Raw genomic sequence first — 22,902 nt, forward strand, 5'->3', positions numbered from 1 at the left:
CGGAGCCATCTGCCTCGGTGCCGCGGTGTGGGCCTCTCGTGGCGGTGGGACACCAACTACCACCACTGGGACGTCGCGTAGGGGCTGGACAGCGCCTCGGTGGCCTGGTGCACGGCCGCGAGGCCGGGTTTGACGTAGCGCTGGACGGAGCGCAGCGACCTGTGCCCGGTCTTCGCCATGATCACGTTGGCGGAGGTGTTGGCGTCGCCGAGGTGGGTGGCCGCGCTGTGTCGGAGCTGGTGGAGGCGTAGGCCGTCGCCGTACTGGCCGAGCAGGATCCGGGCCCGGTCGTAGCCGAGGCGGGCCCGGCCGGTGTCGGGGCACAGGTCGCGCGGGTCGGTCGTCGCGCGCCGGTGCGGGCCGGGCCGGTGGGGGGCCTGGTCGGGGGTGAGGGCGGGTTTGCGGCCGGTGTAGACGCCGCGCTGCCTGGCGGCGGCGATGCCCTCGCGTTGGCGCTCGAGGATCAGGGCGCGCTCGAACTCGGCGAACGCGCCCATGACTGACAGCAGCAGGGTCGCCATCGGCGAGTCCTCGCCCGTGAAGACCAGGTTCTCTTTGACGAACTCCACCCGCACACCCTTGCCGGTCAGGGCTCGCACGGTGCGGCGCAGGTCGTCGAGGTTGCGGGCGAGGCGGTCCATCGAGTGCACGAGCACGGTGTCGCCGTCGCGGACGAACGCGAGCATCTCGTCGAGCTTCGGCCGGTCGGTGTCCTTCCCAGACGCTTTGTCGGTGAACATCCGCTCGACCTCGACCCCGTCGAGTTGCCGCACGGTGTTCTGGTCGGCAGTGCTGACCCTGACGTAGCCGACCCGCATTCGCCCGGCCCCTTCCGCACCCGAAATGTCAGGGTGGACTCTAGGAACCGAGTGGACACACGCCAGGAAACGACGCGATGGACTCTAACCTGACGCTTCTCACGTCAGTTGATCGTGTGGTGTTGGGGTGTACCCGTACTGGACACACGTCGGCGTACCTGATGGCGCCCGGTTCGGATTACCAGGGGAGGGTGTTGTCGGCGTCGAAGTAGCCTCCGGTGGGGCCATCTGGGGGGCTCACCTGCGCCATGCGCACGATGATCTCGGCGCCCTGCTCGACGGTCTGGAGGCCGGTGTTCCCGTTCAGGTCGGTCTTGGTGAAGCCAGGCTCCGCCGCGTTGATCCGCATGTTCGGGAACGCCTTCGCGTACTGCACGGTGATCATGTTGACCGCGGTCTTCGACGCCGGGTAGGCGACGCCCGGGTAGGCGTAGGCCGGGGTGCCCGGGGTGGTGACCCGGGTGAGCGATGCCAGACCGCTGCTGACGTTGACCACGACCGGGGCGGTGGAACGCTGCAGCAGCGGGAGAAACGCGTGGAGGACGCGCACGGTGCCGAAGACGTTCGTCTCGAATGTCTGTCGCATCAGGTCGGCGGTCACGTCCGCGGCGCCGATCACGACGTTGTCACCCATCTCTTCTTGGATGCCGGCGTTGTTGACCAGCACGTCCAGCCCTCCGTCGGCCTCGATGGCCGTCGCCGCGGCCTCCACGGACGCGTCGTCGGTGACGTCGAGCTGGACTGCCCGTGCGCCTAGCTGCTCGGCAGCCCGGCGGCCGCGTTCGGCGTCCCTGCTTGCGATGTAGACGGTGTGGCCCGCGGCAAGGAGCTGGCGGGCGGTCTCGAAGCCGAGACCTTTGTTTGCTCCAGTGATCAGTGTTGCTGTCATGGCTACGACGCTAGGATCTAGAGCGTGCTCGAAGTCAAGCTGCGGCCGGTACCCGGGCCCGCTCGGTCCGACCCCCAGGCGGGCTTGAGCATCGCTGAGGCGGCCCGCCGCACCGGGGTCAGCGTGCACACTCTGCGCTACTACGAACGCGCCGGCCTGGTCGTCACTCCTGTCGACCGCACCGCCGGTGGCCGGCGGCGCTACCAGCAGCTAGACCTGGACTGGATCACCGTCTGCACCAGGCTGCGGGCCACCGGCATGCCCATCAAGACAATCCGGCGCTACGCCCAGCTCGTATCCGCCGGGCGCGGCAACGAGCAGGAACGACTTGCCCTCCTGGAGGCCCACCGCGCCGAGGTGACCGCCGCGCTCGCCCAGTTGCAGGAGAACCTCAGGCTCATCGACCACAAGATCGACGTCTACCGAGGCCGGCTCGACGCCGGCGACGCCGACCAGCTATGGGCGCCCAACCGCCAAGTGGACGCCCGCTGAGCGATCAGCTCACGAAACAGCACCGTCGATCGCATCGGTCCATTCGTCAGGTGCGTGCAATCGACCACGTTCTCGAGCCCCTGGGCGAGGCGCGGTTCCACATCTACCGGGTCGCCAACGACTACGCGCTGGAACGGGCACGCCAACGCCACTGACCGCTGCTCAAGCCCCGCGGCGATCTCGGCCATGGTGAACTGGCGGGAGTCGTACATCCGCTGGGCCTTGTCGATCAGCTCGGCGGTCATCTTGGGCTTCCGGCCGCCGGCCCGGCCGGATTCACCGTCGAGGACCTCACAGCCCTGCCCGGCGACGCCAACCGCTACGAGCTCCTCGACGGCGCGCTGCTGGTCCCCCGTCCCTGCGGCTTCCTGATCGTCGCGGAGCCGTTCCCCGTCACCATCCGCTTCGCCGGCCTGCACGGCCTCTGAGCGCGGGCGCCGCCGGGAGCCGGGGCCCGAGCCCTACAGCTCCCGCGACTCCACCCGGCTGGCGGCGGTCTGTGCCCCCTTGTGCGACCCGGCCGCCGCAGACACCGCCGAGGGGGATGAGGCCCAGGTGTATTCAGCGGGTAGAGCGCCATCGCCGTACGCGCCGCGTCACCGCTTCGAGAGGAGCTTGCCCGTCCACAGCGGGGTGGGAAAAGACAAAGGCAAGGAGGTTGCCCACTCCTTGCCACTTTCAATATATAGCACATCGGGGGTCTTGCCGCAAGACCCGGGTCGTGCCGCAGAATCTCGACCGAAGCCAGAACCCGTGGGAGTCAGGGATTCGCGAAATACGCGCGGCTTTTGGCGGTGTATGGGTCCCGCGGGACGGCGAACCACCGGTGGGACTCACGCCGCGGTCGCGGGGACTCGGCGCGGAGGCGGGTGTGCGCACCGCCGGACTGCGCGCGGCGGCTGGCCAAATGCACCTTGTTGAATGGGGCGGTTTTCATGATTGACGTGATCGTTGCCGGTGGCGGGCCGACCGGCATGATGCTGGCCAGTGAGCTGCGCCTGCACGGTGTGCACGTCCTGGTGTTGGAGAGAGACACGCGGCCGAGCGTGCAGGCCCGCGGGCTGGGTCTGCACGTGCGCAGCATCGAGGTGATGGACCAGCGCGGTCTGCTGGACCGGTTCCTCGCGCTCGGCAGGCAGTACCCGGTCGGTGGTTTCTTCGCCGGCATCGCCAAGCCTGCGCCGGACCGGCTGGACACCGCGCATTCGTACACCCTCGGCATCCCGCAGAACATCACCGAGCGTCTGCTGACCGAGCACGCCACCGAGCTCGGTACCGAGATCCGGCGCGGTCGCGAACTGGTCGGGCTGAGCCAGGACGACCAGGGGGTGACCGCCGAACTGGCCGACGGCACACAGCTGCGCTCGCGCTACCTCGTTGGCTGCGACGGCGGTCGCAGCACGGTGCGCAAGCTGCTCGGGGTCGGTTTTCCCGGCGAGCCCGCCAGGGTCGAGTGGCTGCTGAGCGAGCTGGAGGTGGCCGCGCCGCTGGAGACACTGAACGCCGTGGTGGCCGAAGTCCGCGAGAAGTATGTTCAGTTCGGCCCCGTGCCCCACGAGGACGGGATGTACCGCTTCGTCGTGCGCACCGAGGACGTGGCCGAGGATCGCATGGTCCCGCCGACCTTCGAGGAGTTCAAGCAGCGGCTGCGGGCGCTCGCCGGCACCGACTTCGGCGTGCACTCACCACGTTGGGTCACCCGCTTCGGCGACGCCACCCGGCTGGCCGAGCGCTATCGGGCCGGCCGCGTACTGCTGGCCGGCGACGCGGCGCATGTCCACCCGCCGATGGGCGGGCAGGGGCTCAACCTCGGCATCCAGGACGCGTTCAACCTCGGCTGGAAACTGGCCGCCGAAGTGGGCGGCTGGGCGCCGGAGGGGCTGCTGGACAGCTACCAGACCGAACGGCGTCCGGTGGCCGCCGACGTGCTGAACAGCACCCGCGCGCAGGCCGAGCTGCTTTCCCCCGAGCCGGGTTCCCAGGCAGTACGCCGGCTTCTGACGGAACTGATGGCCTTCGAGGACGTGAGCCGGTACCTGACCGAGAAGATCACCGCGATCGGGGTCCGCTACGACTTCGGCGAGGGGCACGAGCTGCTCGGCCGGCGGATGCGGGACATCGGGCTGAAGCGGGGGCGCCTCTACGCGCTGATGCACGGCGGCCGCGGACTGCTGCTCGACCAGACCGGCCGGCTCTCGGTGGCAGGCTGGGCGGACCAGGTCGACCACGTCGTCGACGTCAGCGAGGAGCTGGACGTTCCCGCGGCGCTGCTGCGGCCGGACGGTCACGTGGCGTGGGTCGGTGAAGACCAGCAGGATCTGCTCACCCACCTGTCCACGTGGTTCGGCGCTGCCGCCAGCTGAGCACGCGGTCGCGCCCTCGCGAGGGCGGGACCTTCCTCGGGGTGCCCGATCCGCCTCAGCGGTGGCCGGTCTCCGGCAGGTCCGCTCGGCCGTGCGCCCGACCAGGGCCCCGTCGGGAGCGAGCTAGAGGCGGGCCAGTAGCTCGGCCTTCTTGGCGGAGAACTCGTCGTCCGAGAGCACACCGCGTTGGTGCAGGTCGCTCAGCCGGTCGATCGTCGCCAGGATTACCTCTGGGTCTGTGCCTCCCGTGGCGGCCGCCGCCGGGTCGGGCTCGGGCGTGCCAACGACCGGGCCGGGCACGGGGGCCAGGTACTGCCGCGGTGCCGCGGACGCCGGGGGTGCCGTGCTCGCCAGCGGCAGGCTGTCGACGGTGAAGGTGCCGTGCTGACTGGAGAAGGACAACGTCCCGGGCGTGGCGCCCTGTTGCTGCTGCACGCCGCTGACGAGGTGGTCGAGGGTGTCGTGAATCCGGACCGGGCCGCCGCCGCTCTGCACAGCCAGCCGTCGCGCGGTCGGGAAGACGGCGTACCGGGAGTCGTTCTGGCCGCCGACAGAGCTGGGCTGCCCCAGGTCACCGGGCCACCAGGTGCTCAGGTTCGCCGGGTGGACCACGCCGGGCTGCCCGCCGGCGGCAGGCGGAGGCGGGGGCGGGGGCGCGGGCATGTATACCGGCATCGAGGCGAGCAGGTTCGACAGCTCCGAGGCGAGACCGCTGACCGTGGCCTTCAGGCCGTTGTTGAACATGTCGCCGATCATCGTCATGCCGCTGGCCATCCACTGCCCGCTGCCGCCGAGTTCGGGATGGGAGAACTGCGCCCTGGTGCCGTTGCCCTGCAGTACCGCTTCCAACAGCGTGCGCACCGCGTCGGTGCTCACGCCGTACCGACGGGCGAGATCCACGACGGCCTGCTCGCCCTGGCCGGTCAACTTGCGCATGCGGGATCTCCTCGTGCTGTGAGGTTCTCTCAGCGACCCATTCTCTCAGCGGCCGGCATCGATATGGGCCTTTGCTCAGACGTCGAGTCCGGCGGATGCGTTATAGAAGGGCCGAACCGGGCAGCTGGGTGACAGGTGGCGCAAGGGCGCACACCGGTCAGAGCGACCCAGACGAAGGGGCCCGCCATGTGGAGCCGAACGGTGACGGCGGCGGCCGTCTCGCTGTGTGCCGCGATCGCGGTGACGGGCTGCGACGCCCTCAACAGCACGTCCGACAGCGCGGGGACCGGCGGTCCGTCCGGGACGGCCACGCCCGGCAAACCGACCACGACGACCACGACGCGGGAAGGGCCGTTCGCCCTGCCGGCGTCAGGGTGTGACCTGGTCGAGGCGGCCGCCGTCGAACAGGTCACGAACCGGGCGTCGGTGACGCTGACGTCGGTGGGCGGGTCGCCGACCGGTTCCGGCCAGACCGTGCTGACCTGCGCCTTCACCGACGGAGCGGTCCCGGTCGGGCTGCTGACCGTCGACGTCCGTTCCGCCGACGAGAACAGGACCGCCGCCGAGGAGCTCGACGCCTCGGTCGCCGGCAGCCTGTACAAGTCCAGCACGACCGAGGCGGTTTCCGACCTGGGCGACGCGGCGAAGTACGGCACCGCCCTCAGCGTCGGCGGCCTCACCTATGCCACCGTCTGGACGATCGAACTGGGTGGCGGCAGCGTCGGAGACCTGTCGGTCACCGTCGCCTCCGACGCGCCGGCGACGGCGCGGCCGGGCATCGTCGACCTTGCCCGTACCGCGCTCACCCGGCTCGAGCCGCCCGGCGCCAGCCCGACGGTCACGGTCAACCCCGAGACCGGTCCCTGATCCCCGCCCGCGGGCGGGGATTGGCCGGACCCTCCGGCGTGGCGTGACCTCCCTTCCGAGGGGCCCGGGGGATGCCACGCCCGCCCACCGCCACGGGCGGTGGGCGGCGTCGGTAGGGTGATCAGCCATGTCGGCACAACCGCTGCGGGAACTCGTCGAACCGGGCTGGGCACAGGCCCTGGAGCCGGTGACTGACCGGATCGCGGCCATGGGTGACTTCCTGCGCGCGGAGATCGCGGCGGGGCGGAGCTACCTCCCGGCCGGCGAGAACGTTCTGCGGGCCTTCAAGCAGCCCTTCGACGAGGTCCGGGTGCTGATAGTCGGGCAGGATCCCTACCCGACCCCGGGGATGGCCATCGGATTCAGCTTCGCGGTCGCGCCCGAGGTGCGCCGGCTTCCGGGCAGCCTGGAGAACATCTTCCAGGAGCTGTGCTCGGACCTGGGCGTGCCGACGCCGGCGAACGGTGACCTCACGCCGTGGACCCAGCAGGGCGTGCTGCTGCTGAACAGGGCGTTGACGACGGCGCCGCGCCGGCCGGGCTCGCACCGGGGAAAGGGCTGGGAGGAGGTCACCGAGCAGGCGATCCGCGCCCTGGCCGCCCGTGGCAAGCCCCTGGTCGCGATCCTGTGGGGCGCCGACGCGCGCAGCCTGCGGCCCTTCCTGGACGGCACCCCGACGATCGAGTCCGCCCACCCGTCGCCCCGCTCCGCGGACCGCGGTTTCTTCGGTTCCCGGCCGTTCAGCCGCGCCAACGACCTCCTGCTCAGCCAGGGCGCCCAGCCCGTCGACTGGCACCTCCCGTAAGCCGGGCGTGTGGGCCGGGCGGACGGGCAAGCCATCCCCGGGCGGCCGGCCAGCATGAGCAGTCCGCGGGTGTGCGGGTGGATGCCCGGGTAAAGGGGGCGTGATGGACGAGGCGGGAAAGGCCGCCGAGGCCGAGCGGACCGCCGCCGACGGCGTCGAGGTACGGGCGGCGGGCGGAGTGGTGTGGCGGCCCGCCGCGGGCGGCGGGATCGAGATCGTGCTGGTGCACCGGCCGAGGTATGACGACTGGTCGCTGCCCAAGGGCAAGCTCGACGACGGCGAGACGTGGCTGGCCGCGGCCGTCCGCGAGGTCGCCGAGGAGACCGGGCTGGCGGTGGAGGTCGGCGCGCCCCTCGGTGACGTGACCTACCCGGTACACCGGCACGGGATCCCGGCGACCAAGGTCGTGCGCTACTGGGCGCTGCGTGCCACCGGCGGCACGTTCGCCCCGAACGAGGAGGTCGACCAGCTGCGCTGGCTGCCGCCTGACGCGGCCATGTCGCTGCTCGCCCACGACCTCGACCGGGAGATCGTGGAGCGGTTTCTCCGGCATCGGGCAGATAGCTGAGCCCGGACCGGCAGCGCCTGACTGGATCGCGCAGTGGGGCGAGGATCAGTCCGACGCGGTGAAGGCCCCCGAGGAACAACGGAACGAAGAGTCCCGGTAGTGGCCGGCGTGCGGGTGGCTTAACGGGGCTGGCCGTTCGTCTGTACCAAGTAGCGCGAATCGCATCGGATCCCGGGCCGGTGCGAGTGCGAGTGCGCGCCGTGCTGTATACGGCGTGGGGGTGTGCTGATCGCCGCCTCGGGCATCGCCATGCGGTGTCGGATTCGAGGAGCACAATCTTCATCTCTGGCGGTGCGGCCACCGCCAGCTAAGCCGTCACGAGAGAAGATCGGTTGCACCCATCGGTAGCCGGCGAGCTGGTGGACGGTGGCGGCGGCAACCTCGGGGTTGTCATCGAAAACGAGGCGTACGGCCAACGCGCGGAGTTGCGCAGCGCGCCGTCGGACCCGTCAACGGGTTTGTCACGACGGAATTCAACGACGGGTCAATGTCCGGTCAGCTCGGCGACGACAGGAGCGAGCGCATCAGCGGCGTTGGCGCCGACAACGAAGTAGGAGAAGCCGCTGTCCTCCCGCCGCCTCAAGATCTCCTCGGTGGCCGCCGCCGGGTCGCTCGGGAGTATCGCGAGCGAGTCCGCCGCGCGTAGCGCGGCCGGGTCCGTGTCGGGGGGTGTCATGAATGGGGCAACGGCGTCGCCGACCACCGGCACGTGGAGCGCGAGTTCGACGTCTCGGATTGCGCGGAAGTCGGCCGCCAGCCGCATCATCTCGGCCCGAGAGTCACCCGGCCACGCGGCGAACGTGACCGTATCCGCCAGGTTGGCCGCCAGCGCCTGGGCCTTAGGGCCACGTACGGCCATCACCACGGGCGTATGGAGGTCCGGGCCATCGAGTTCTCTGAGCGACGTGACAGTGTCACGCACCTGCAACAACCGCTCGCCTGGTGTCACCACCGGAAGGCCCAACTCGCGCAGTTCGTCCTCGATCCCGGGTCTCCCGGTGCCGATGCCCATCTCGAAGCGACCCTCGGTGAGCACCGACAGTGAGTGCGCCTCCCACGCCATACTCCAGGGCATGCGCAGCGGAGAGGCATACACCCACGTACCCACCCGCAGGTCGGCGAGAGTCGCCGCGACAGCCAACGTGGGTCCAGGCGCCGGCTGCCACTGCTGAACGTCGGGCATCAGAAGTGTCGAAAAGCCGCTGTCGGCGATACGGCGCACCTGGTCTCGCCACGCCGGTAGATCAGTTCTGAGGGGGGCGACTACCCCGAATCGAAACGGTCTCGTTCCGCCGGACGCCTGATTGTCGGCCATCGTCCTGTCCTTTCGCTGTCGCCCGAGCCCTGTGTCGGGGTTTCTACATCACATCGAACGGGCCCGGGCAGATTCGACAAACACAGTCTGCTCGGTAGACCTGCGCACCACCCGAAACTCATCGGCCGGCCGAGTCACCAACCGGCTTTCGCGGGCGCTCAGCCTGCTGTCACCGCCTGGCGGCACACAATCGGGCTGCCCGTCTGGATACGTTCGGTTGCGGACAGGGTCCGATGAGTTTTGCCCCGCCAGATCGTCCGTCTCTGAGAACCAACCATCGCCAACCCCGGAAGGACCCTCGTGAAGCGGATCAAGGTCAGCGGTGTCGAGTTGTGCGTGGAGGCCTTCGGGGACCTGGCGGACCCACCGGTGCTGCTGGTCGGCGTCACCATGCTGAGCTGGCCGGACGAGCTGTGCGCGGCGCTGGCCGGGCGGTATGTGGTGCGCTATGACCTGCGCGACGCTGGCCAGTCGACGTTCGTCGACCCGGACGCGCCCACCTACGACCTGCGCGACCTGGTCACCGACGCGTCCGAGCTGTTGGTGGCGCTGGATCTGGGACGTACGCACGTGGTCGGGGTGGGCGTTGGCGGTTTCATCGCGCAGCTGCTCGCGCTCGACCATCCCGACCAGGTCGCGTCGCTGACGCTGGTCTCCACCCGTCCGGTCGCGCCCGGTCCGGTCGATCCCGACTTGCCGGACCACGCGGCGGAGATGAGCAGGCAGCTGTTCGGGCGTCCGGCGCCGGACTGGACCGATCGCGACAGCGTGGTCGACTACATGACCGGTTCTGTGCGGGTGATGTCCGGGTCGCGGGGATTCGACGAGCAGGACGTACGGGCGGCTGCCGGATCGGTCTTCGACCGAGCGGACCGGACGGCGAAGGCGCAGCGTGCGAGCCATCTCGGCAGCATGTTCGCGGCCATCGACTGCCAGCCGCGGTGGCGCGAACGGCTCGGCGAGATCACCGTACCGACCCTGGTGGTGCACGGGGACGAGGATCCGTTCTTTCCGCACGGCAACGGGGTGGCGCTGGCCGCGGAGATCCCGGGCGCCACTCTGCTCACACTGCCCGGCATCGGCCAGGGCGTGCCGCGCGTGACGTGGCCGGACGTCGTGGACGCCCTGCTGCGCCACACCTCTGACACTCCACGGGGAACCTGAACGGGGCACCCCTGGGGGGCGTGACACAGGAGATCCCAACAGGACGCAATGGGATCCCCCAACGAACACCGTCAGGGCGTCGCGCCGGCGGCCTCACCGAAGATCAACCGGTATTCAAAGGTGTCCTACGATCATCGGTATGGCGGATGAGGCGGGCGGTCACGCACCGGTCAACCGGCGGCAGTGGGACGAGCACCTGTCGGCCTGGTTCGACCGGTACGCGCATCGTCGCTGGGCCGCGGACGAACCGTTCTGGGGCATGTGGTGCGTCCCCCAATCCCGGCTGCCGGTCCTGCCGGCGGACGTGGCTGGTGCCTCGGCGATCGAGCTGGGCTGCGGCAGCGCCTACGTGTCGGCCTGGCTTGCCGGTCGCGGCGCACACCCGGTCGGTGTCGATGTCTCGGCCCGGCAGCTTGCCACCGCCCGCGGCATGCAGAACGAGTTCGAGCTGCGCTTTCCGCTGATCCACGGGGACGCCGAGCGGGTGCCGCTGACCGACGCCTGCGCCGACCTGGTGATCAACGAGTACGGTGCGGCGGTCTGGTGCGATCCCTACCGCTGGATCCCGGAGGCGGCCCGGCTGCTGCGCCCTGGCGGCCGGCTGGTGTTCTTGACCCACTCTCCCTTGGCCCGGCTGTGCATGCCGGAGACCGGACCGGCCACCGATCGCCTGGTACACAGCCTGTTCGGACTACACCAGCTGGCACGCCGCGGCGGCTCGGGCCGGGAGTACCGGCAGTTCGCACTGCCGCACGGAGAATCGATCCGACTCATGGCCGCGTGCGACCTCGTCGTCGAGGACCTGATCGAGGTTCAGGTGCCGCCGGATGCCACCAACAACGACTTTCCGGAGTTCCCACCCGAGTGGGTCCAGCGTTGGCCCGCCGAGGAGGTCTGGTTCGCCCGGCGCCGCTGATCCGTCGGGCCCTCGGCGACGGCTCCCACCAAGGGGGAAGCCTGGGGTGAACCGGCGGCCCGTCCGACCGTCAGCCGTGCTCCTCGCCAGGGGCGTCGGGGTCGCGGAGTTCCCGCATCCCGCCGGCGGGCAGGTCGGGCAGCGCGAACGAGTACTTCCCGAGCACGTTGAGGTGGCTGCGGGTGAAGGCGGACAGTCGGGCGACGTCGGCGGGGTCGACGGGGTGGCCCTGGGCGCGTAGCGAGTCCAGGGCGAGCTCCAGCACTCGTCCATGATGGCGCGGTCCCCGCCACGAGGCGCTGCCATTCACCGGATCTTACACCTCTGTAATGTGCGGGCGGCCACGCGCGACGGTACGAAAAATCGCGCGGCACAGATCCTTAACAGTGTCCTCTAACGTGCCCACAGGATTCCCACGGCCCCGGCACAGGGAGCCGAACTAACGTGTCGACTGTGCCGCTGAGCTGGGAAAGTACATCGAAATAACATCCCCGCCCGGTCGGCGGAAGTGGTCCGGGAATCCGGACGTGAATCGTTCGTTTCGCATGCTGAGGAGAAGTCCTGTGCGCGTTTCCAGGAATGTTCGCCGTTCCATTTCCGTGACGCTGGCCGGGGCGGCGGTCGTCGGGGTGGCGGCGCTGCCCGCCAGCGCGGCCACCGCGTCCCCGGCGACGCGGCCGGCGGCGGTGGCGTCGGCGAACCCGGCCCATCAGCAGGTGCGGGTGGACATCGCCATCGAGTCGGCGTCGCTGCCGGCGGGGGCACGGGCGGTGCTGGTCCGCAACGTCACGACCGGCACGGTCGTCGGCGTCTACGCGCTGAGGACGGGCACGGTGACCCATCTGACGGTGACGGTGCCAGCCGGGACGACACTCGACATCTCGGCGCTGACCGCGGCGAACGCGAACCGGCCGGCACAGCTGGGCACCGTGCGGGTGGTCGTGGGCGCGAAGGGCTCCACGGACGCGGGCAACACCGTGACGGTCACGTTCCGCCGGGGCGCGAAGCCGCGGGCGACGGCGAGCGCGCAGCTGGGCCGGCAGGGCGCGAGGGTCTCCGTGCGCTGATCCGGGTCGGCCGGGTGCGCGACGCAGCGGGGAAGCATCGCGCGCCCGGCCGGGCTGGTCCGTGGGTCCGCCCGCCGTGCCGTCAGGCGTGTGGCCGGGGCGTGCTGGTGCCGGGCGCCGGCGAGGCGTCCCGCGCGGCGGGTGTGCCGTCCGGCCCGACGCAGGTCGCCTGCTGGCCCGGCTCCTGAGTCCCGGCCACCCCGGCCGGGACGGCCACCGGGCGGCCGCCGCGCAGCGCGGCGACGGCGAACACCACGACCGGGCCGTGGTGGAATGGCCCGGAGATCAGCCAGATGATCAGGATGAACTGCATCCCGCCGCGGCCGCCAGCACGTCCGCCCCGTCGGCGGCGAACGAGACGCGTACCAGCAGCACTGGCAGAATCGAACGCTCGACCCTGGCGCCTGGCTGCCGTAACGCCCGCGCGGCCGCGGGCCGGCCTCCCTCGGTGGCGTCGGCCGGCTTGGGCGGAGGGACGGCCGGCCGCGCTGGTCATCCGCCGCCTGTCGGACACCGTTGGGCCCCTTTCCTCCGGGTTCTACCGATAACGGCCGAGCTCTCCGAGGCAAATTGATGGAAATGGTGACACTCAATGCTGATGAGCAGTAACCTGTCGCCAGCGATCAGGTGACTGCTCGGCTACGGGCTCTCGGCCGTGTCCTTTGCTGGTGACAGCGCCCCATCACACCCCTCCGCACCATTGATTGATTATGCAACTGACACGCCGCATCCCCCGGCGTGCCGGGCCGCTCTGCCGTCAGCCGAACATCACACCGAACGCGGTCACGCACGACGCGAAATTCCCTGGTCTGTCAGCAGAGGAGTTTTTGTGCGCCACGCGAACGAAGCCGGCGAAGGCCGGGTACCCGATCACCTGGATGCTTCGCCGAATCCAAACCGGCGAACAGCTGTTCTGGGCGCCGCCGCCCTGGGGGCGGCCGCGCTGACACCGTTGGCCTTCCAGGCCACCAGCGCCGCTGCCGACACCCCCAGCCCCGATACCGCCAGCACCAGCACCCTCGGTTCCGCCGGCCGCATCGACGTGCACCAGCACGCCAATCCGCCCGCCTCCCGCCAGTGGCTGATCGACCATGGGCTTCTTCCTCCCAGTGGCGGGCCGCCCTGGGCCCAGTGGGACCTGGCGAGCACCCTGGAGATCATGGACCAGACCGGGGTCGCCGCCGCGGTGCTGTCCGGTCCGGTCCCGGCGGAGTTCCTGGCCGGCCTGACGGCGGACCTGATCCGGGAGATGACCCGGATCGGGAACGACGGGTTGGCCGAGGTCGTCCGCGGCCAGCCGAAACGCTTCGGCTTCTTCGCCTACCTACCGTTGACCCAGGTCGACGTCGCCCTCGAAGCCGCCGCATATGCGCTGGACACGCTGAAGGCTGACGGTGTCTCGGTGAACATGCACGCCGCGGGCCTCTACCTCGGGGATCCGAGCTTCGACCCGGTCCTCGCCGAACTGAACCGGCGCAAGGCCGTGGTGTTCACCCACCCGTTCAACCTGGCCGGATGCGGGGGGACACCCGTGGCCGAGTTCCTCGTGGACTTCCTGGCCGACACCACCCGCGCTGCGGTCAAGATGGTGCTCGCGGGTACCCTCACCCGCTTTCCTGACATACGGTGGATCCTCCCCCACGGGGGTGGCTTCTTCCCTTACATGGCCGGCCGGCTGCAGCTCGGCACCTACCTGGGTGCTGGCGTCGACGAGGCCACCGCCGTGCGCGCGCTCAAACGGTTCTACTACGACACCGCCATGCCCACCTCACCACACGCCACCCCGTCGCTGCTCGCCGCCGCCGGCAGCGACCGGATCCTCTACGGCTCGGACTGGCCGGCCGCGACCGCCGACGGGGCCAGGCTGAACGCGCGGGCGATCGACACCGACCCGTTCCTCGACCCGGCCACCCGCCGCCGCGTCAACCGTGAGAACGCGCTGCGGCTCCTGCCCGCGCTGGCCCGCCGCATGGGGGGCTGACGCGGGCCGCGGCCATACGTTCGATCCTGCGCGGTTCCTTCTCGCCCTCGACGCATCCGGACTCGTCCACCGGATCGCCGGGGCACCCGCCGGCGTCTGCCGGCGGGTGCCCCGTGGCGTGGCCGTTCAGCCGTCGAGCGCGGCGAGGTCCAGGTGGCGCAGGCGGTCCGGGCCGGACCAGGCGTCGATCTCGGTGATGCGGCCGCGGACGACGGTGAACGCCATGACGGCCCGCAGCCGGCCGTCGACGGTGGCGACGACCCCGGCGAGGCCGTTGACCAGCACCGGGCGCAGGACGGCGGCCGGGTTGGCGAACCTCAGGGCGCTTCCCGCGACCTCGCGCGCGCCGCGACGCACGCCGGCGGCGGCGGCGAGCGCGGGCGTCACCTGGGCCCCGAGGTCGGTGCGCAGCACCGCGTCGGGGTCGAGCACGGCGAGCAGTCCCTCGAAGTCGCCGCCGCGGGCGGCGGCGAAGAACGCGTCGACGACGGCCCGCTGGCGTACCCGGTCCGCCGGTGGCACACCGCCCGCCGCGTCCACGGGGTCACCCGTGTCGTCGGCGCCGGGAGCCTGCGCGGTCGTGGCGGTGCCGCGGACCCGGCGGCGGGCCCGGCTGGCGAGCTGGCGGGCCGCGTCCGCGGACCGGCCGACCATCGGGGCGATCTCGTCGAACGACACCCCGAACAGGTCATGCAGCACGAACGCCAGCCGCTCCGGCGGGCTCAGCGTGTCCAGCACGACCAGCAGCGCCAGCCCCACCGACTCGGCCAGCACGGCCTCCTGTTCGGGCCCGGCCGCGTCGTCGGGCCGGGTGACCACCGGGTCGGGCAGCCGGGCCTCCAGCGGCTCCTCGCGCCGGGTCGCCCGGGAGCGCAGCGCGTTCAGGCACACCCGGCCGACGACCGTCGTCAGCCAGCCGCGCAGGTTGTCGATACCGTCGGCGTCGGACCGGGCGAGGCGCAGCCAGGTCTCCTGGACGGCGTCGTCGGCCTCGGCGAACGAGCCGAGCATCCGGTAGGCGACGGACCGCAGGTAGGGCCGGTTCTCCTCGAACCGCCCGGCCAGCCAGTCCCCCGCGGCCGTCTCCTCTCCGACCGCGCCGGGACCGCCACCGGCCTCGTCGACGCGGCCAGTGCCGCGCGGGTCATCGTCCCGCTGCACGCCGTCGGACTGGCCCTCCTCGCGCTGGTCGCCGCCCGCAGGGGCATCACCGAGGTCGGCATCGTCCTCGCCAGAGCCGAGAGCCTCGCCGTGATGGCTGTCACGTTCGCGCATCTGTCACGTTCCTCCGTCGCGTCGGGTCATAGCACTGACCGTCGGCGCCAGGCGGATGTGACCGCGCCTGGCGCGAACCGCAGGAGGTTCTCGTGGAAGCACGCATGAAGCACCCGGTGTATGTCGTCCCGGCCGCGATGAAGGCGCTGGCCGCGCTCAGCGAGGCGGTGAAGGACACCGGGCTGCCGGAACAGACGATCGAGTTGGTCAACCTGCGCGCGAGCCAGATCAACGGCTGCGCGTGGTGCCTGCAGATGCACGCGGCCGCGCTGCGCAAGGCCGGGGAGCCGGACGAGCGGATCGACACGGTGGCTGGCTGGCGGGACGCGGCGTTCTTCACCGACGCCGAGCGGGCCGCGCTGGCGCTCACCGAGGCCGTCACCCGCATCGCCGACCGCGGCGACCCGGTGTCCGACGACGTGTTCGACGAGGCAGCCCGGCACTACGACGAGGCCCAGCTCGCCGCGCTGCTGCTCGCCATCGGGCAGATCAACGTGTGGAACCGGCTCAACGTCGCCACCCACCACGTCGCCGGCGCCTAGCACCGTCCCCGGCGGCGTTCGCCCGCCCTAGGCGGGAAGATCGCCAGGACTGTATCCGGATCCGAACCGCGAGCCCTCGCCAGTTCGGATCCGGATACAGAACCGCTGACCAAGATCACGGTGTGACGATGTCGTCGGGCCAACCCTTAAGGCCACTTGGAGGCCACAGCAGCGCGGGTGGCGCCGCCCGCGGAACCGTCGCGGCATCACGCCGGGTGCGCCCTCGTCGACGGCGACCCGCGGATCCACATGTCAGGACAGGTAGCGGCGGAAGCCGACGGCGGAGCGGGCGAAGCCGAGGGACTCGTAGAAGAGGTGGGCGTCGGCGCGTTCGGCGCGGGACAGTAGCTGGATCTTGTAGCAGCCCGCTTCGCGGGCCTGTTCGACGATGTGGGCCATCAGCGCCCGGCCGACGCCGAGCCGGCGCGCGTCCGCCGCGACGACGACGTTCTCGACGATCGCCCAGGGCTGGCCGCCGTGTGTCAGGTTGGCGATGACGAGCACCTCGGCGGTGCCGACGACGCGGCCGTCGGCGTCGGCGACCAGCAGCTGACGGGCCGGGTCGGCGAGGATCCGCGCCAGGATCGGCCCGGCGGCGGCAGGTCCGGCGGGCTGGGACTCGGGCCGGTCGCCGGCGAGCTGCCGGTACAGGTCCAGCAGGGCGGGCAGGTCCTCGGCCACGGCGGTCCGGATGCGTGGGCTGTCCACGCCCCCGATCCTCGCGCGCCGCCCACGGCGCCGGCCGCGCCGGTCCCCCGGAGCCGCGCCGGGCCGGCCAGCCCGGAGACGTCAGCCCAACGAGGACGCCGGGTCGGGATGCCCGCGTGCCGCGTGGGGCGGGCCCCGGTCACTCCGGCGGCCCGGGGCACGCGCGCCAGGTCAGCCGGAGCGGCGGGACTCGCGGCGGGCGCGGCTGCCGAGCGGCATCTGGGCGAGGTCCTCGGCCGAGCTGCGCAGGTTCCGGTAGCCGTAGCCGCGCTCGTCGAGCCACGCGCTCGCCGCGGCCTCGGCGCGGGTCACGGCCGCGGTCAGCGTGCCGGCCGGGTCGTCGTCGGCTTCGCCCGCGGGGCGGGCGTCGAGGTAACGGAAGGCGAAGAACGGCCGGGCGTCGAGGTCGTAGGTGAGGTTGCCCTCCGGGGTGAACGCCGCCAGGAACAGGTCGTGGTCGGCGGCCTTGGCGAGCAGCTCGGCGCGCTGCGCCTCGGACAGGCTGTCGAACATGCCCCTGACGGTCACCCGGAACGTACGTCCGCTCATCGCCTGATGGTAGTCACCGCTAGGGGTGATGCCCTCCAGTCGGCGAGGTGCGTCAGGTAGGCGGGTTCCACGCCGGCAGTGTCCCCCGTGGCCGGCACAGTGTCTTTCGTGCCCACGCCGACCGTCCTGGACGGCATCCGGTGGGATGTTCGGAGCCCGGGCCCGACAACTCCACCAGATCACCCGCGGCTTCGGCCCGACCCGTCACCAGCGGATTTCCCTCGCCCACGTGGCCAGCCCAGATCTACGCTGATCACGGGTGGGATTCGCCCGCGCCGGGGCGTGGAAAACTCCGCCAGATCACGGCTCACCCACCGCCGCGGGGTGGGACGGCGGGCCAGGTGTCGCCAGGGCGACTCGGGTCCGGCCGGTCCGGTTCGCGGCCACTAGGGTGCGGCTGTGCGGATACGAGCGGTGGCACCAGCGGCACTTGGACTGTTCCTCGCGGCCGCACTGACGGCCTGCTCCGCGGTCAGCGAGAGCAACGAGCCGGCGACCCCGGCGTCGACGACCGGGGGTGCGGCCTCGACCACGACGGCCACGCCCTCCGCGGGCACGTCGCCGAGCACCACGGCCAGCCCCGGCGGGCCGAAGCCCGGCTCGTTCACCGTCCCCAAGTCCACCTGCGACCTCGTTGACGCCGCGTCGCTCGAGCGGATCAGCGGCCGGTCCGGCCTCAGCCTGCGGAATGTCTCCGCCGCCTGCACGGTCACCGACGGTTTCCTGCCGGTCGGCGCGGTGACGCTGGTTATCCGCGCCGCCGACACGGGCAAGTCCGCCCAGCAGGAGCTCGACGACACCGTCGCCGACTCCGTCTACGGCAAGGACAAGGCCGAGGACATCCCCGGCCTCGGCGCCGCGGCCCGCTACGGCACCTCGCCGAGTCTCGGCGGCGTGACGTTCGCCTCCATCTACGTGGTCGACCTGCGCGGCACCCAGGTCGCGAGCCTGTCGATCTCCATCGACGCCAAGGACCCCTCCACCGCCAAGGACCCGCTCGTCGCCCTCGCCCGCACCGCTCTCGGCAAGATCTGACAGTTCCGGAGAAGCCGTGGGCCGTGGCCGCGGGTCACCGGTGCTCTGGGGCCGGCCGCGGGTGTCCACGGCCGGTCGGTGTGGGGCGCCGGGGGACACTGCTGGCATGGACTGCTCACACCTGACCCACATCGCCGCCCCGGCCGGGGTCGCCCCCGGCGTCGGCTACACCCACGTGGTCGCCGGCACGGGCCGGCTGGTCGCCGTCTCCGGGCAGGTCGCGCTCGACGAGAACGGCGCCGTCGTCGGCGTCGGTGATCCCGCGGCGCAGGCGGTTCAGGTGTTCGCGAACCTGGGCCGTTGTCTCGCGGCCGCGGGCGCGACGTTCGCCGACGTGGTCAAGCTGACGTTCTTCGTCGTCGACGTCGCCCACCTGCCGGCCGTCCGCGCCGCCCGCGACGCGGTCGTCGACACGGCCCGGCCGCCGGCGAGCACGGCCGTCCAGGTCGCGGCCCTGTTTCGCCCCGAGCTCCTGCTGGAGATCGAGGCGTTCGCCGTCGTCGCCTCCTGAACCGGGTCAGCGCGGGCCGCGAGCCCCGGACACGTCGAGGATCGCGGCCTCGACAGCCGGGTCCAGGCCGACCGGAGGGCGGTCGGGGCGGTGCGGGGCCTGGCCGCCGATCTTCTGGAGCCAAATCCAGGTGTCGGCCACGGTGTCGAGGACCGGGCGCGCGCGCAGTCCGGCGGCGAGTGCCCGGGAGACGTCGGCGAGGTGGAACGCGGCGTGGTACTCGCCGGGCGGGAACCAGCCCGGCAGCTCGGTCCACGGCCGCACCCCGGCGGCGAGGATCGGCTCCGGGTCGGTCCAGACCAGCTCGGCGTCGGAGCCGGTCGTCGTCACGCAGGCCGACAGCACCGAGGCCGTGGTCGCGTGCCCGGGCGGGCTCTGCAGGTCGAAAGGGCCGGCGTCGCCGGCCGCGGCCGCGTCGAGCAGCCAGCCCGCGAGGTCGCGGACGTCGAGGTACCCGAACGGCAGGTTGGCCGGGCCGGGGGCAAGGACCCGGCCGCCGCGGACGACCCGGTTCAGCCACCACGGCAGCCGGCCGATGTTCTCCCCCGGCCCGAGGATCAACCCGGGGCGGGGCAGCAGTGTGCGCCCGTCGCCGAACACGGCGAGCGCGGCCAGCTCGCCGCCGCGTTTCATCCGGTTGTAGGCGGCGAGGCCGCCGTCCTCGGCGTCGTCGGGGGACGCGTCGACGACCGGGGCGTCCTCGGCCAGACCGGTCGCCCCCGGCGGGCGGGGGAACGTGTAGACGGAACGGCTGGAGACGTAGACGTAGCGGCCGGCGCGCGGCTCGAGCAGCCTGGCGGCGTCGCGGACCGCGGCCGGTGCCCACGACCAGGTGTCGACGACTACGTCCCACTCGCCGTCGGCCTCGGCGAGCGCCGCCAGGCCGCCGGGCGCGGTCCGGTCCCCGCGCAGCGCGGCCACCCCCGGCGGCGCCGGGTGCTGTCCCCGGTGGAACACCGTCACGTCGAAACCCCGTTCGAGCCCCGCGTCGACCACCGCTGTACCGACGAACTCCGTCCCACCGAGCACCAGCAGCCGCATACCGCGACTATCGCCGCCGGGCGGGCCGGTGAGAACCTCGGCCTGCTGTAAGCAGAACCCGGGCACGGGCGAGTAGGCCTCGCGCCTGTCCTCGGCGATCTTCGTCCAGTGCCGGTAGGTCCGTTCCAGCGCTCCCTGGAGCAGGTCCTCGCCGGCGGCCCAGTCGCCGCCGACCAGCAGGGTCGCGCTCAGCAGCAGCCGTTCGGCCGATCGGGCCACGAACTCCTCGAACGCCGGTTCGTCATCCGCACGCACCCCTCGCCTCCCGTCCAGGTCGGGTATCTCGCGATCCCAGACGCGGCAGGGGCTGGCGCGCCATGAGCGCCTGCTCCCTGTTTTCTCCCCGTGGCGTTCCTGGCGCCACGGGCGGAGATTGACAGCCCGGCGGGAGCGGGTTAGAACGAGTTTCAGTTTTGCGTGACGTGGCTCACGGCCCGCGGCCGCGCGTGGCCACGGGCCGCGGGGCGACGGCCGCGGCTGTGGGCCGTCGTGGCTTCGAGAAGCAGTGGCCTGGAGAAGGGGACCGGCGTGCAGGCACAGGAACGCGACCCTGAGTTAACCCGCTCCCGGCTCGCCAGCTGGCTGGCTTCCCGGCTGCCGGGCGCCAACGGCGGCGGCGTGGACGTCGGGCCGCTGACCAGCCCGGAAGGCCTCGGGTTCTCCAACGAGACGCACCTGTTCGACGCGACCTGGGGCGACGGGCCCGACCGTGTCACCCGGCGGCTGGTGCTGCGGATCGCGCCGACCGTCTATCAGGTGTTCCTCGAACCGCGCTTCGAGGAGCAGTACCAGGTCATGACCGCGCTCACCGGCCAGGACCCGGGCCTGCCGATGCCGGAGCTGTTCGGCCTCGAGCGGGACGTGTCGCTGCTGGGCGCGCCGTTCTTCGTGATGGGCGCGGTAGACGGCCGGGCACCGGGCGACAACCCGCCTTACCACGTCGGCGGCTGGCTGCACGACGTCTCGCCCGCCGACCGGGCCGCGATGTGGTGGGGCGGCGTCGACGTCCTCGCCCGCCTGCACCGGCTCGACCCGGACGCCCTGGGCCTCGGTTTCCTTGACAGCCCGCGGCGCGGCCGCACCGGCATCGACCAGCAGCTCGCGTACTACGAGGAGATGCTCGACTGGGCGGCGGCGAAGGTGTTCGACACCCCGCCGGAGCCGCTGGCCAGCGCCCGGGCCTGGCTGCGCGCGCACCAGCCCGCCGAGCCCGGCCCGCCGGTCCTGCTGTGGGGCGACTCCCGGATCGGCAACATCCTGTTCGACGACGCGTTCCAGGTCGCCGCGGTGCTCGACTGGGAGATGGCGACGCTTGGCGCCCCGGAGACCGACTTCGCCTGGTTCCTGTTCCTCGACCGCCACCACTGCGAGGGCTGCGACGCGCCGCGCCTGGAAGGGTTCCCGTCCCGCGAGGAGACGGTCGCCCGCTACGAGCGGCTCCTCGGCCGGCCGGTACGCAACCTGGACTACTACGAGGTGTTCGCCGCCTACCGCTTCGCCGTCATCATGCTGCGGATCCTGGCGATGTTCGTGGAACTGGGGATGGTGGACCCCACCACCGACATGATCACCAACAACACGGTCAGCCGGATGCTCGCGAAGCTGCTGGGCCTGCCCGCCCCCGGCGCCCCGCCGCCCCGCGGCGAGCCCCGGACCGCGCCCGCCGGCGCCCCGGCCGCGGCCGGCTGACGGCCCCGGGCCACGCACCGCGCACCCGCCCCCGAGACCTCCAGGAGCGCCTCCGTGCTGTCGCCGCTCGATGACTACCCCGTCCACCAGACCGCCGCGCCGGTCCGCGAGGTCGCCACCTCCGACCGCAACTTCTACGACCGCTACTACTTCAACTGCGGCTCCCACGACGGCGACACGTTCCTGGTCCTCGGCCTGGGCCAGTACCCGAACCTCGGCACCGCCGACGCGTTCGCCCTGCTGCGCCGCGGCACCGAGCACCGGGTCGTGCGCGCCTCCAGGGAACTCGGCACCGACCGCTCCGACACGTCGGTCGGGCCCTTCCGCGTCGAGGTCGTCGAAGGCCTCAAGAAGCTGCGGTTCGTCCTCGAACCGAACGACCTCGGCCTGTCCGCGGACCTGACGTTCGAGGGCGCCATGCCCGCGACCCTCGAACCCCGCCAGATCATCCGCGGCGCCGCGGACCGGGTCATCATCGACGCCTGCCGCCTCGCCCAGACCGGCCGCTGGTCGGGCACCTTCACCGCCGACGGCCAGACAACCGACGTCACCCCCGACCGCTGGTGGGGCACGAGGGACCGCTCCTGGGGGATCCGGCCCGTCGGCGAGCCCGAGCCCGCCGGCCGGCCCGCCGACTTCCACACCCTGTTCTGGCTGTACCTGCCGATCCAGTTCGAGGACCACTCCGTCATCGTGATCCTGCAGGAGGACGAGGCCGGCGGCCGCTCCCTGGAGGAGGCACTGCTCGTCTGGCCCGCCGGGACCGGCAAACCCGCGGAGCAGCTCGGCCGCCCCGACTACACCATCGAGTTCCACCCCGGCACCCGCGTCCCGAAGTCCGCGGCCATCCGCTTCACCCGCCGCGACGACAAGCTCCCCGAGATCACCGCCGAGACGCTGGTCACCGCCCACCTCGGCGTCGGCACCGGCTACGGCTTCGACCCCGGCTGGAAGCACGGCATGTACCAGGGAGCGCTCAAGGTCGACGGGGAGACCGTCGACACCGCCGACCCCGCCCAGCAGGGCCGCCTGCTCGGCATCACCGACACCTTCGCCCGCTTCACCCGCGACGGCCAGGTCGGCTACGGCCTGTTCGAGCTCCTCGCCATCGGCCCGCACCGCCCCACCGGCCTTACCGGCTTCCTCTAAAGCCCGGGATGCCGTAGAAAGCCGGCATGCCGGGAATCGTGCGCCCCCCCCCCGGCGGGGGCCGGCGGGCGGGCGATTACCAGGCGGCCCCGCGGGGGGGGGGCGGGGCGGGATGTACGCCCCCGCGGCGGCTGACCGGCCCCCGGCCCGCCCGCCTGCCCATCCGGGCCTGGGCCGGCCGCGCTCGCGCACCGGGCATGGCCACGCCCGCCCGGACCCCGT

General features: G+C 71.9%; 23 protein-coding genes and 2 pseudogenes. 14 read left to right on the plus strand and 11 right to left on the minus strand.

What is annotated here, in order from left to right; all coding sequences use genetic code 11:
- Positions 1-56: 56 nt before the first annotated feature.
- Together QOZ89_RS48285 and QOZ89_RS18940 are read right to left on the minus strand one after the other, a co-directional pair.
- Positions 57-818 carry a recombinase family protein gene (locus tag QOZ89_RS48285; RefSeq protein ID WP_491723660.1) on the minus strand — a complete coding sequence of 254 codons (762 nt, stop codon included), beginning with the start codon at positions 816-818 and terminating at the stop codon, positions 57-59.
- A gap of 178 nt (positions 819-996) precedes the next feature.
- Positions 997-1,707, minus strand: coding sequence for an SDR family NAD(P)-dependent oxidoreductase (locus QOZ89_RS18940; RefSeq protein WP_312624374.1), 711 nt, complete (start codon positions 1,705-1,707; stop codon positions 997-999).
- Between the two features lie 24 nt (positions 1,708-1,731).
- Between QOZ89_RS18940 and QOZ89_RS18945 the strand changes: the two genes are divergently transcribed.
- On the plus strand, positions 1,732-2,199 hold the full coding sequence (locus QOZ89_RS18945; protein WP_071050470.1) for a MerR family transcriptional regulator: 468 nt from the start codon (positions 1,732-1,734) through the stop codon (positions 2,197-2,199).
- Between the two features lie 935 nt (positions 2,200-3,134).
- Complete coding sequence (gene rox / locus QOZ89_RS18950) at positions 3,135-4,562, plus strand: rifampin monooxygenase (RefSeq protein WP_312624375.1); 1,428 nt, start codon at positions 3,135-3,137, stop codon at positions 4,560-4,562.
- Between the two features lie 123 nt (positions 4,563-4,685).
- Here the strand turns inward: rox and QOZ89_RS18955 are convergent, their stop codons facing one another.
- Positions 4,686-5,498 carry an SHOCT domain-containing protein gene (locus QOZ89_RS18955; RefSeq protein ID WP_312624376.1) on the minus strand — a complete coding sequence of 271 codons (813 nt, stop codon included), beginning with the start codon at positions 5,496-5,498 and terminating at the stop codon, positions 4,686-4,688.
- A gap of 201 nt (positions 5,499-5,699) precedes the next feature.
- On the opposite strand from QOZ89_RS18955, the gene QOZ89_RS18960 reads away from it, so the two are divergent.
- From QOZ89_RS18960 to QOZ89_RS18970, 3 genes are all read left to right on the plus strand, one after another.
- Positions 5,700-6,365 carry a hypothetical protein gene (locus tag QOZ89_RS18960; protein ID WP_312624377.1) on the plus strand — a complete coding sequence of 222 codons (666 nt, stop codon included), beginning with the start codon at positions 5,700-5,702 and terminating at the stop codon, positions 6,363-6,365.
- 127 nt (positions 6,366-6,492) lie between these two features.
- Positions 6,493-7,170: a uracil-DNA glycosylase gene (locus QOZ89_RS18965; RefSeq protein ID WP_071050465.1), complete on the plus strand. Its 678-nt coding sequence runs from the start codon at positions 6,493-6,495 to the stop codon at positions 7,168-7,170.
- A 103-nt stretch (positions 7,171-7,273) separates the two neighbouring features.
- On the plus strand, positions 7,274-7,738 hold the full coding sequence (locus tag QOZ89_RS18970; protein ID WP_071050464.1) for an NUDIX hydrolase: 465 nt from the start codon (positions 7,274-7,276) through the stop codon (positions 7,736-7,738).
- A 484-nt stretch (positions 7,739-8,222) separates the two neighbouring features.
- On the opposite strand, the gene QOZ89_RS18975 is transcribed toward QOZ89_RS18970, so the two are convergent.
- Positions 8,223-9,053 (minus strand): LLM class flavin-dependent oxidoreductase, encoded by an 831-nt coding sequence (locus QOZ89_RS18975; protein ID WP_071050463.1) that lies wholly within the window; start codon positions 9,051-9,053, stop codon positions 8,223-8,225.
- A gap of 300 nt (positions 9,054-9,353) precedes the next feature.
- On the opposite strand from QOZ89_RS18975, the gene QOZ89_RS18980 reads away from it, so the two are divergent.
- Positions 9,354-10,217: an alpha/beta fold hydrolase gene (locus tag QOZ89_RS18980; protein ID WP_312624378.1), complete on the plus strand. Its 864-nt coding sequence runs from the start codon at positions 9,354-9,356 to the stop codon at positions 10,215-10,217.
- A gap of 139 nt (positions 10,218-10,356) precedes the next feature.
- Positions 10,357-11,133, plus strand: a complete 777-nt coding sequence (locus QOZ89_RS18985; RefSeq protein WP_083419066.1) for a class I SAM-dependent methyltransferase — start codon at positions 10,357-10,359, stop codon at positions 11,131-11,133.
- Between the two features lie 70 nt (positions 11,134-11,203).
- On the opposite strand, the gene QOZ89_RS18990 is transcribed toward QOZ89_RS18985, so the two are convergent.
- The gene (locus QOZ89_RS18990) at positions 11,204-11,443 is read right to left on the minus strand and encodes a Tn3 family transposase (RefSeq protein ID WP_071050460.1); all 240 of its coding nucleotides are present in this window, start codon (positions 11,441-11,443) and stop codon (positions 11,204-11,206) included.
- Between the two features lie 253 nt (positions 11,444-11,696).
- Between QOZ89_RS18990 and QOZ89_RS18995 the strand changes: the two genes are divergently transcribed.
- On the plus strand, positions 11,697-12,200 hold the full coding sequence (locus QOZ89_RS18995) for a transcriptional regulator (RefSeq protein WP_071050459.1): 504 nt from the start codon (positions 11,697-11,699) through the stop codon (positions 12,198-12,200).
- A gap of 82 nt (positions 12,201-12,282) precedes the next feature.
- Here the strand turns inward: QOZ89_RS18995 and QOZ89_RS19000 are convergent, their stop codons facing one another.
- Positions 12,283-12,513 carry a hypothetical protein gene (locus tag QOZ89_RS19000; protein ID WP_071050458.1) on the minus strand — a complete coding sequence of 77 codons (231 nt, stop codon included), beginning with the start codon at positions 12,511-12,513 and terminating at the stop codon, positions 12,283-12,285.
- A gap of 516 nt (positions 12,514-13,029) precedes the next feature.
- Between QOZ89_RS19000 and QOZ89_RS19005 the strand changes: the two genes are divergently transcribed.
- Entirely contained in the window at positions 13,030-14,181 is a 1,152-nt protein-coding gene (locus QOZ89_RS19005) for an amidohydrolase family protein (protein WP_312624379.1), read from the plus strand.
- Between the two features lie 126 nt (positions 14,182-14,307).
- On the opposite strand, the gene QOZ89_RS19010 is transcribed toward QOZ89_RS19005, so the two are convergent.
- Positions 14,308-15,456 carry a sigma-70 family RNA polymerase sigma factor gene (locus QOZ89_RS19010; protein ID WP_312624380.1) on the minus strand — a complete coding sequence of 383 codons (1,149 nt, stop codon included), beginning with the start codon at positions 15,454-15,456 and terminating at the stop codon, positions 14,308-14,310.
- Between the two features lie 92 nt (positions 15,457-15,548).
- Between QOZ89_RS19010 and QOZ89_RS19015 the strand changes: the two genes are divergently transcribed.
- Positions 15,549-15,998 (plus strand): carboxymuconolactone decarboxylase family protein, encoded by a 450-nt coding sequence (locus tag QOZ89_RS19015; protein WP_071050456.1) that lies wholly within the window; start codon positions 15,549-15,551, stop codon positions 15,996-15,998.
- Between the two features lie 252 nt (positions 15,999-16,250).
- On the opposite strand, the pseudogene QOZ89_RS19020 reads toward QOZ89_RS19015, so the two are convergent.
- Positions 16,251-16,736, minus strand: a pseudogene (locus QOZ89_RS19020) (GNAT family N-acetyltransferase); the annotation flags it as partial.
- Between the two features lie 141 nt (positions 16,737-16,877).
- Positions 16,878-17,255: a DUF6204 family protein gene (locus tag QOZ89_RS19025; protein WP_071050455.1), complete on the minus strand. Its 378-nt coding sequence runs from the start codon at positions 17,253-17,255 to the stop codon at positions 16,878-16,880.
- A 414-nt stretch (positions 17,256-17,669) separates the two neighbouring features.
- Here QOZ89_RS19025 and QOZ89_RS19030 point away from each other — a divergent pair, with 414 nt between their 5' ends.
- On the plus strand, positions 17,670-18,290 hold the full coding sequence (locus QOZ89_RS19030; protein ID WP_071050454.1) for a hypothetical protein: 621 nt from the start codon (positions 17,670-17,672) through the stop codon (positions 18,288-18,290).
- Positions 18,291-18,396: 106 nt separating this feature from the next.
- Positions 18,397-18,801, plus strand: a complete 405-nt coding sequence (locus QOZ89_RS19035) for a RidA family protein (RefSeq protein WP_071050453.1) — start codon at positions 18,397-18,399, stop codon at positions 18,799-18,801.
- 6 nt (positions 18,802-18,807) lie between these two features.
- Here QOZ89_RS19035 and QOZ89_RS19040 read toward each other — a convergent pair whose 3' ends face one another.
- Together QOZ89_RS19040 and QOZ89_RS48290 are read right to left on the minus strand one after the other, a co-directional pair.
- Positions 18,808-19,842 (minus strand): NAD-dependent epimerase/dehydratase family protein, encoded by a 1,035-nt coding sequence (locus QOZ89_RS19040; RefSeq protein ID WP_071050452.1) that lies wholly within the window; start codon positions 19,840-19,842, stop codon positions 18,808-18,810.
- A gap of 72 nt (positions 19,843-19,914) precedes the next feature.
- A pseudogene (locus tag QOZ89_RS48290) lies at positions 19,915-20,097 on the minus strand (SigE family RNA polymerase sigma factor); the annotation flags it as partial.
- Between the two features lie 273 nt (positions 20,098-20,370).
- Between QOZ89_RS48290 and QOZ89_RS19050 the strand changes: the two are divergent.
- Together QOZ89_RS19050 and QOZ89_RS19055 are read left to right on the plus strand one after the other, a co-directional pair.
- Positions 20,371-21,531 (plus strand): phosphotransferase family protein, encoded by a 1,161-nt coding sequence (locus QOZ89_RS19050; protein WP_071050498.1) that lies wholly within the window; start codon positions 20,371-20,373, stop codon positions 21,529-21,531.
- A 54-nt stretch (positions 21,532-21,585) separates the two neighbouring features.
- Complete coding sequence (locus tag QOZ89_RS19055) at positions 21,586-22,680, plus strand: Rv3169 family protein (protein WP_071050451.1); 1,095 nt, start codon at positions 21,586-21,588, stop codon at positions 22,678-22,680.
- The last annotated feature ends 222 nt before the right edge of the window (positions 22,681-22,902 follow it).

This window comes from Pseudofrankia coriaricola (assembly GCF_032027725.1).
Taxonomy (GTDB): domain Bacteria; phylum Actinomycetota; class Actinomycetes; order Frankiales; family Frankiaceae; genus Pseudofrankia.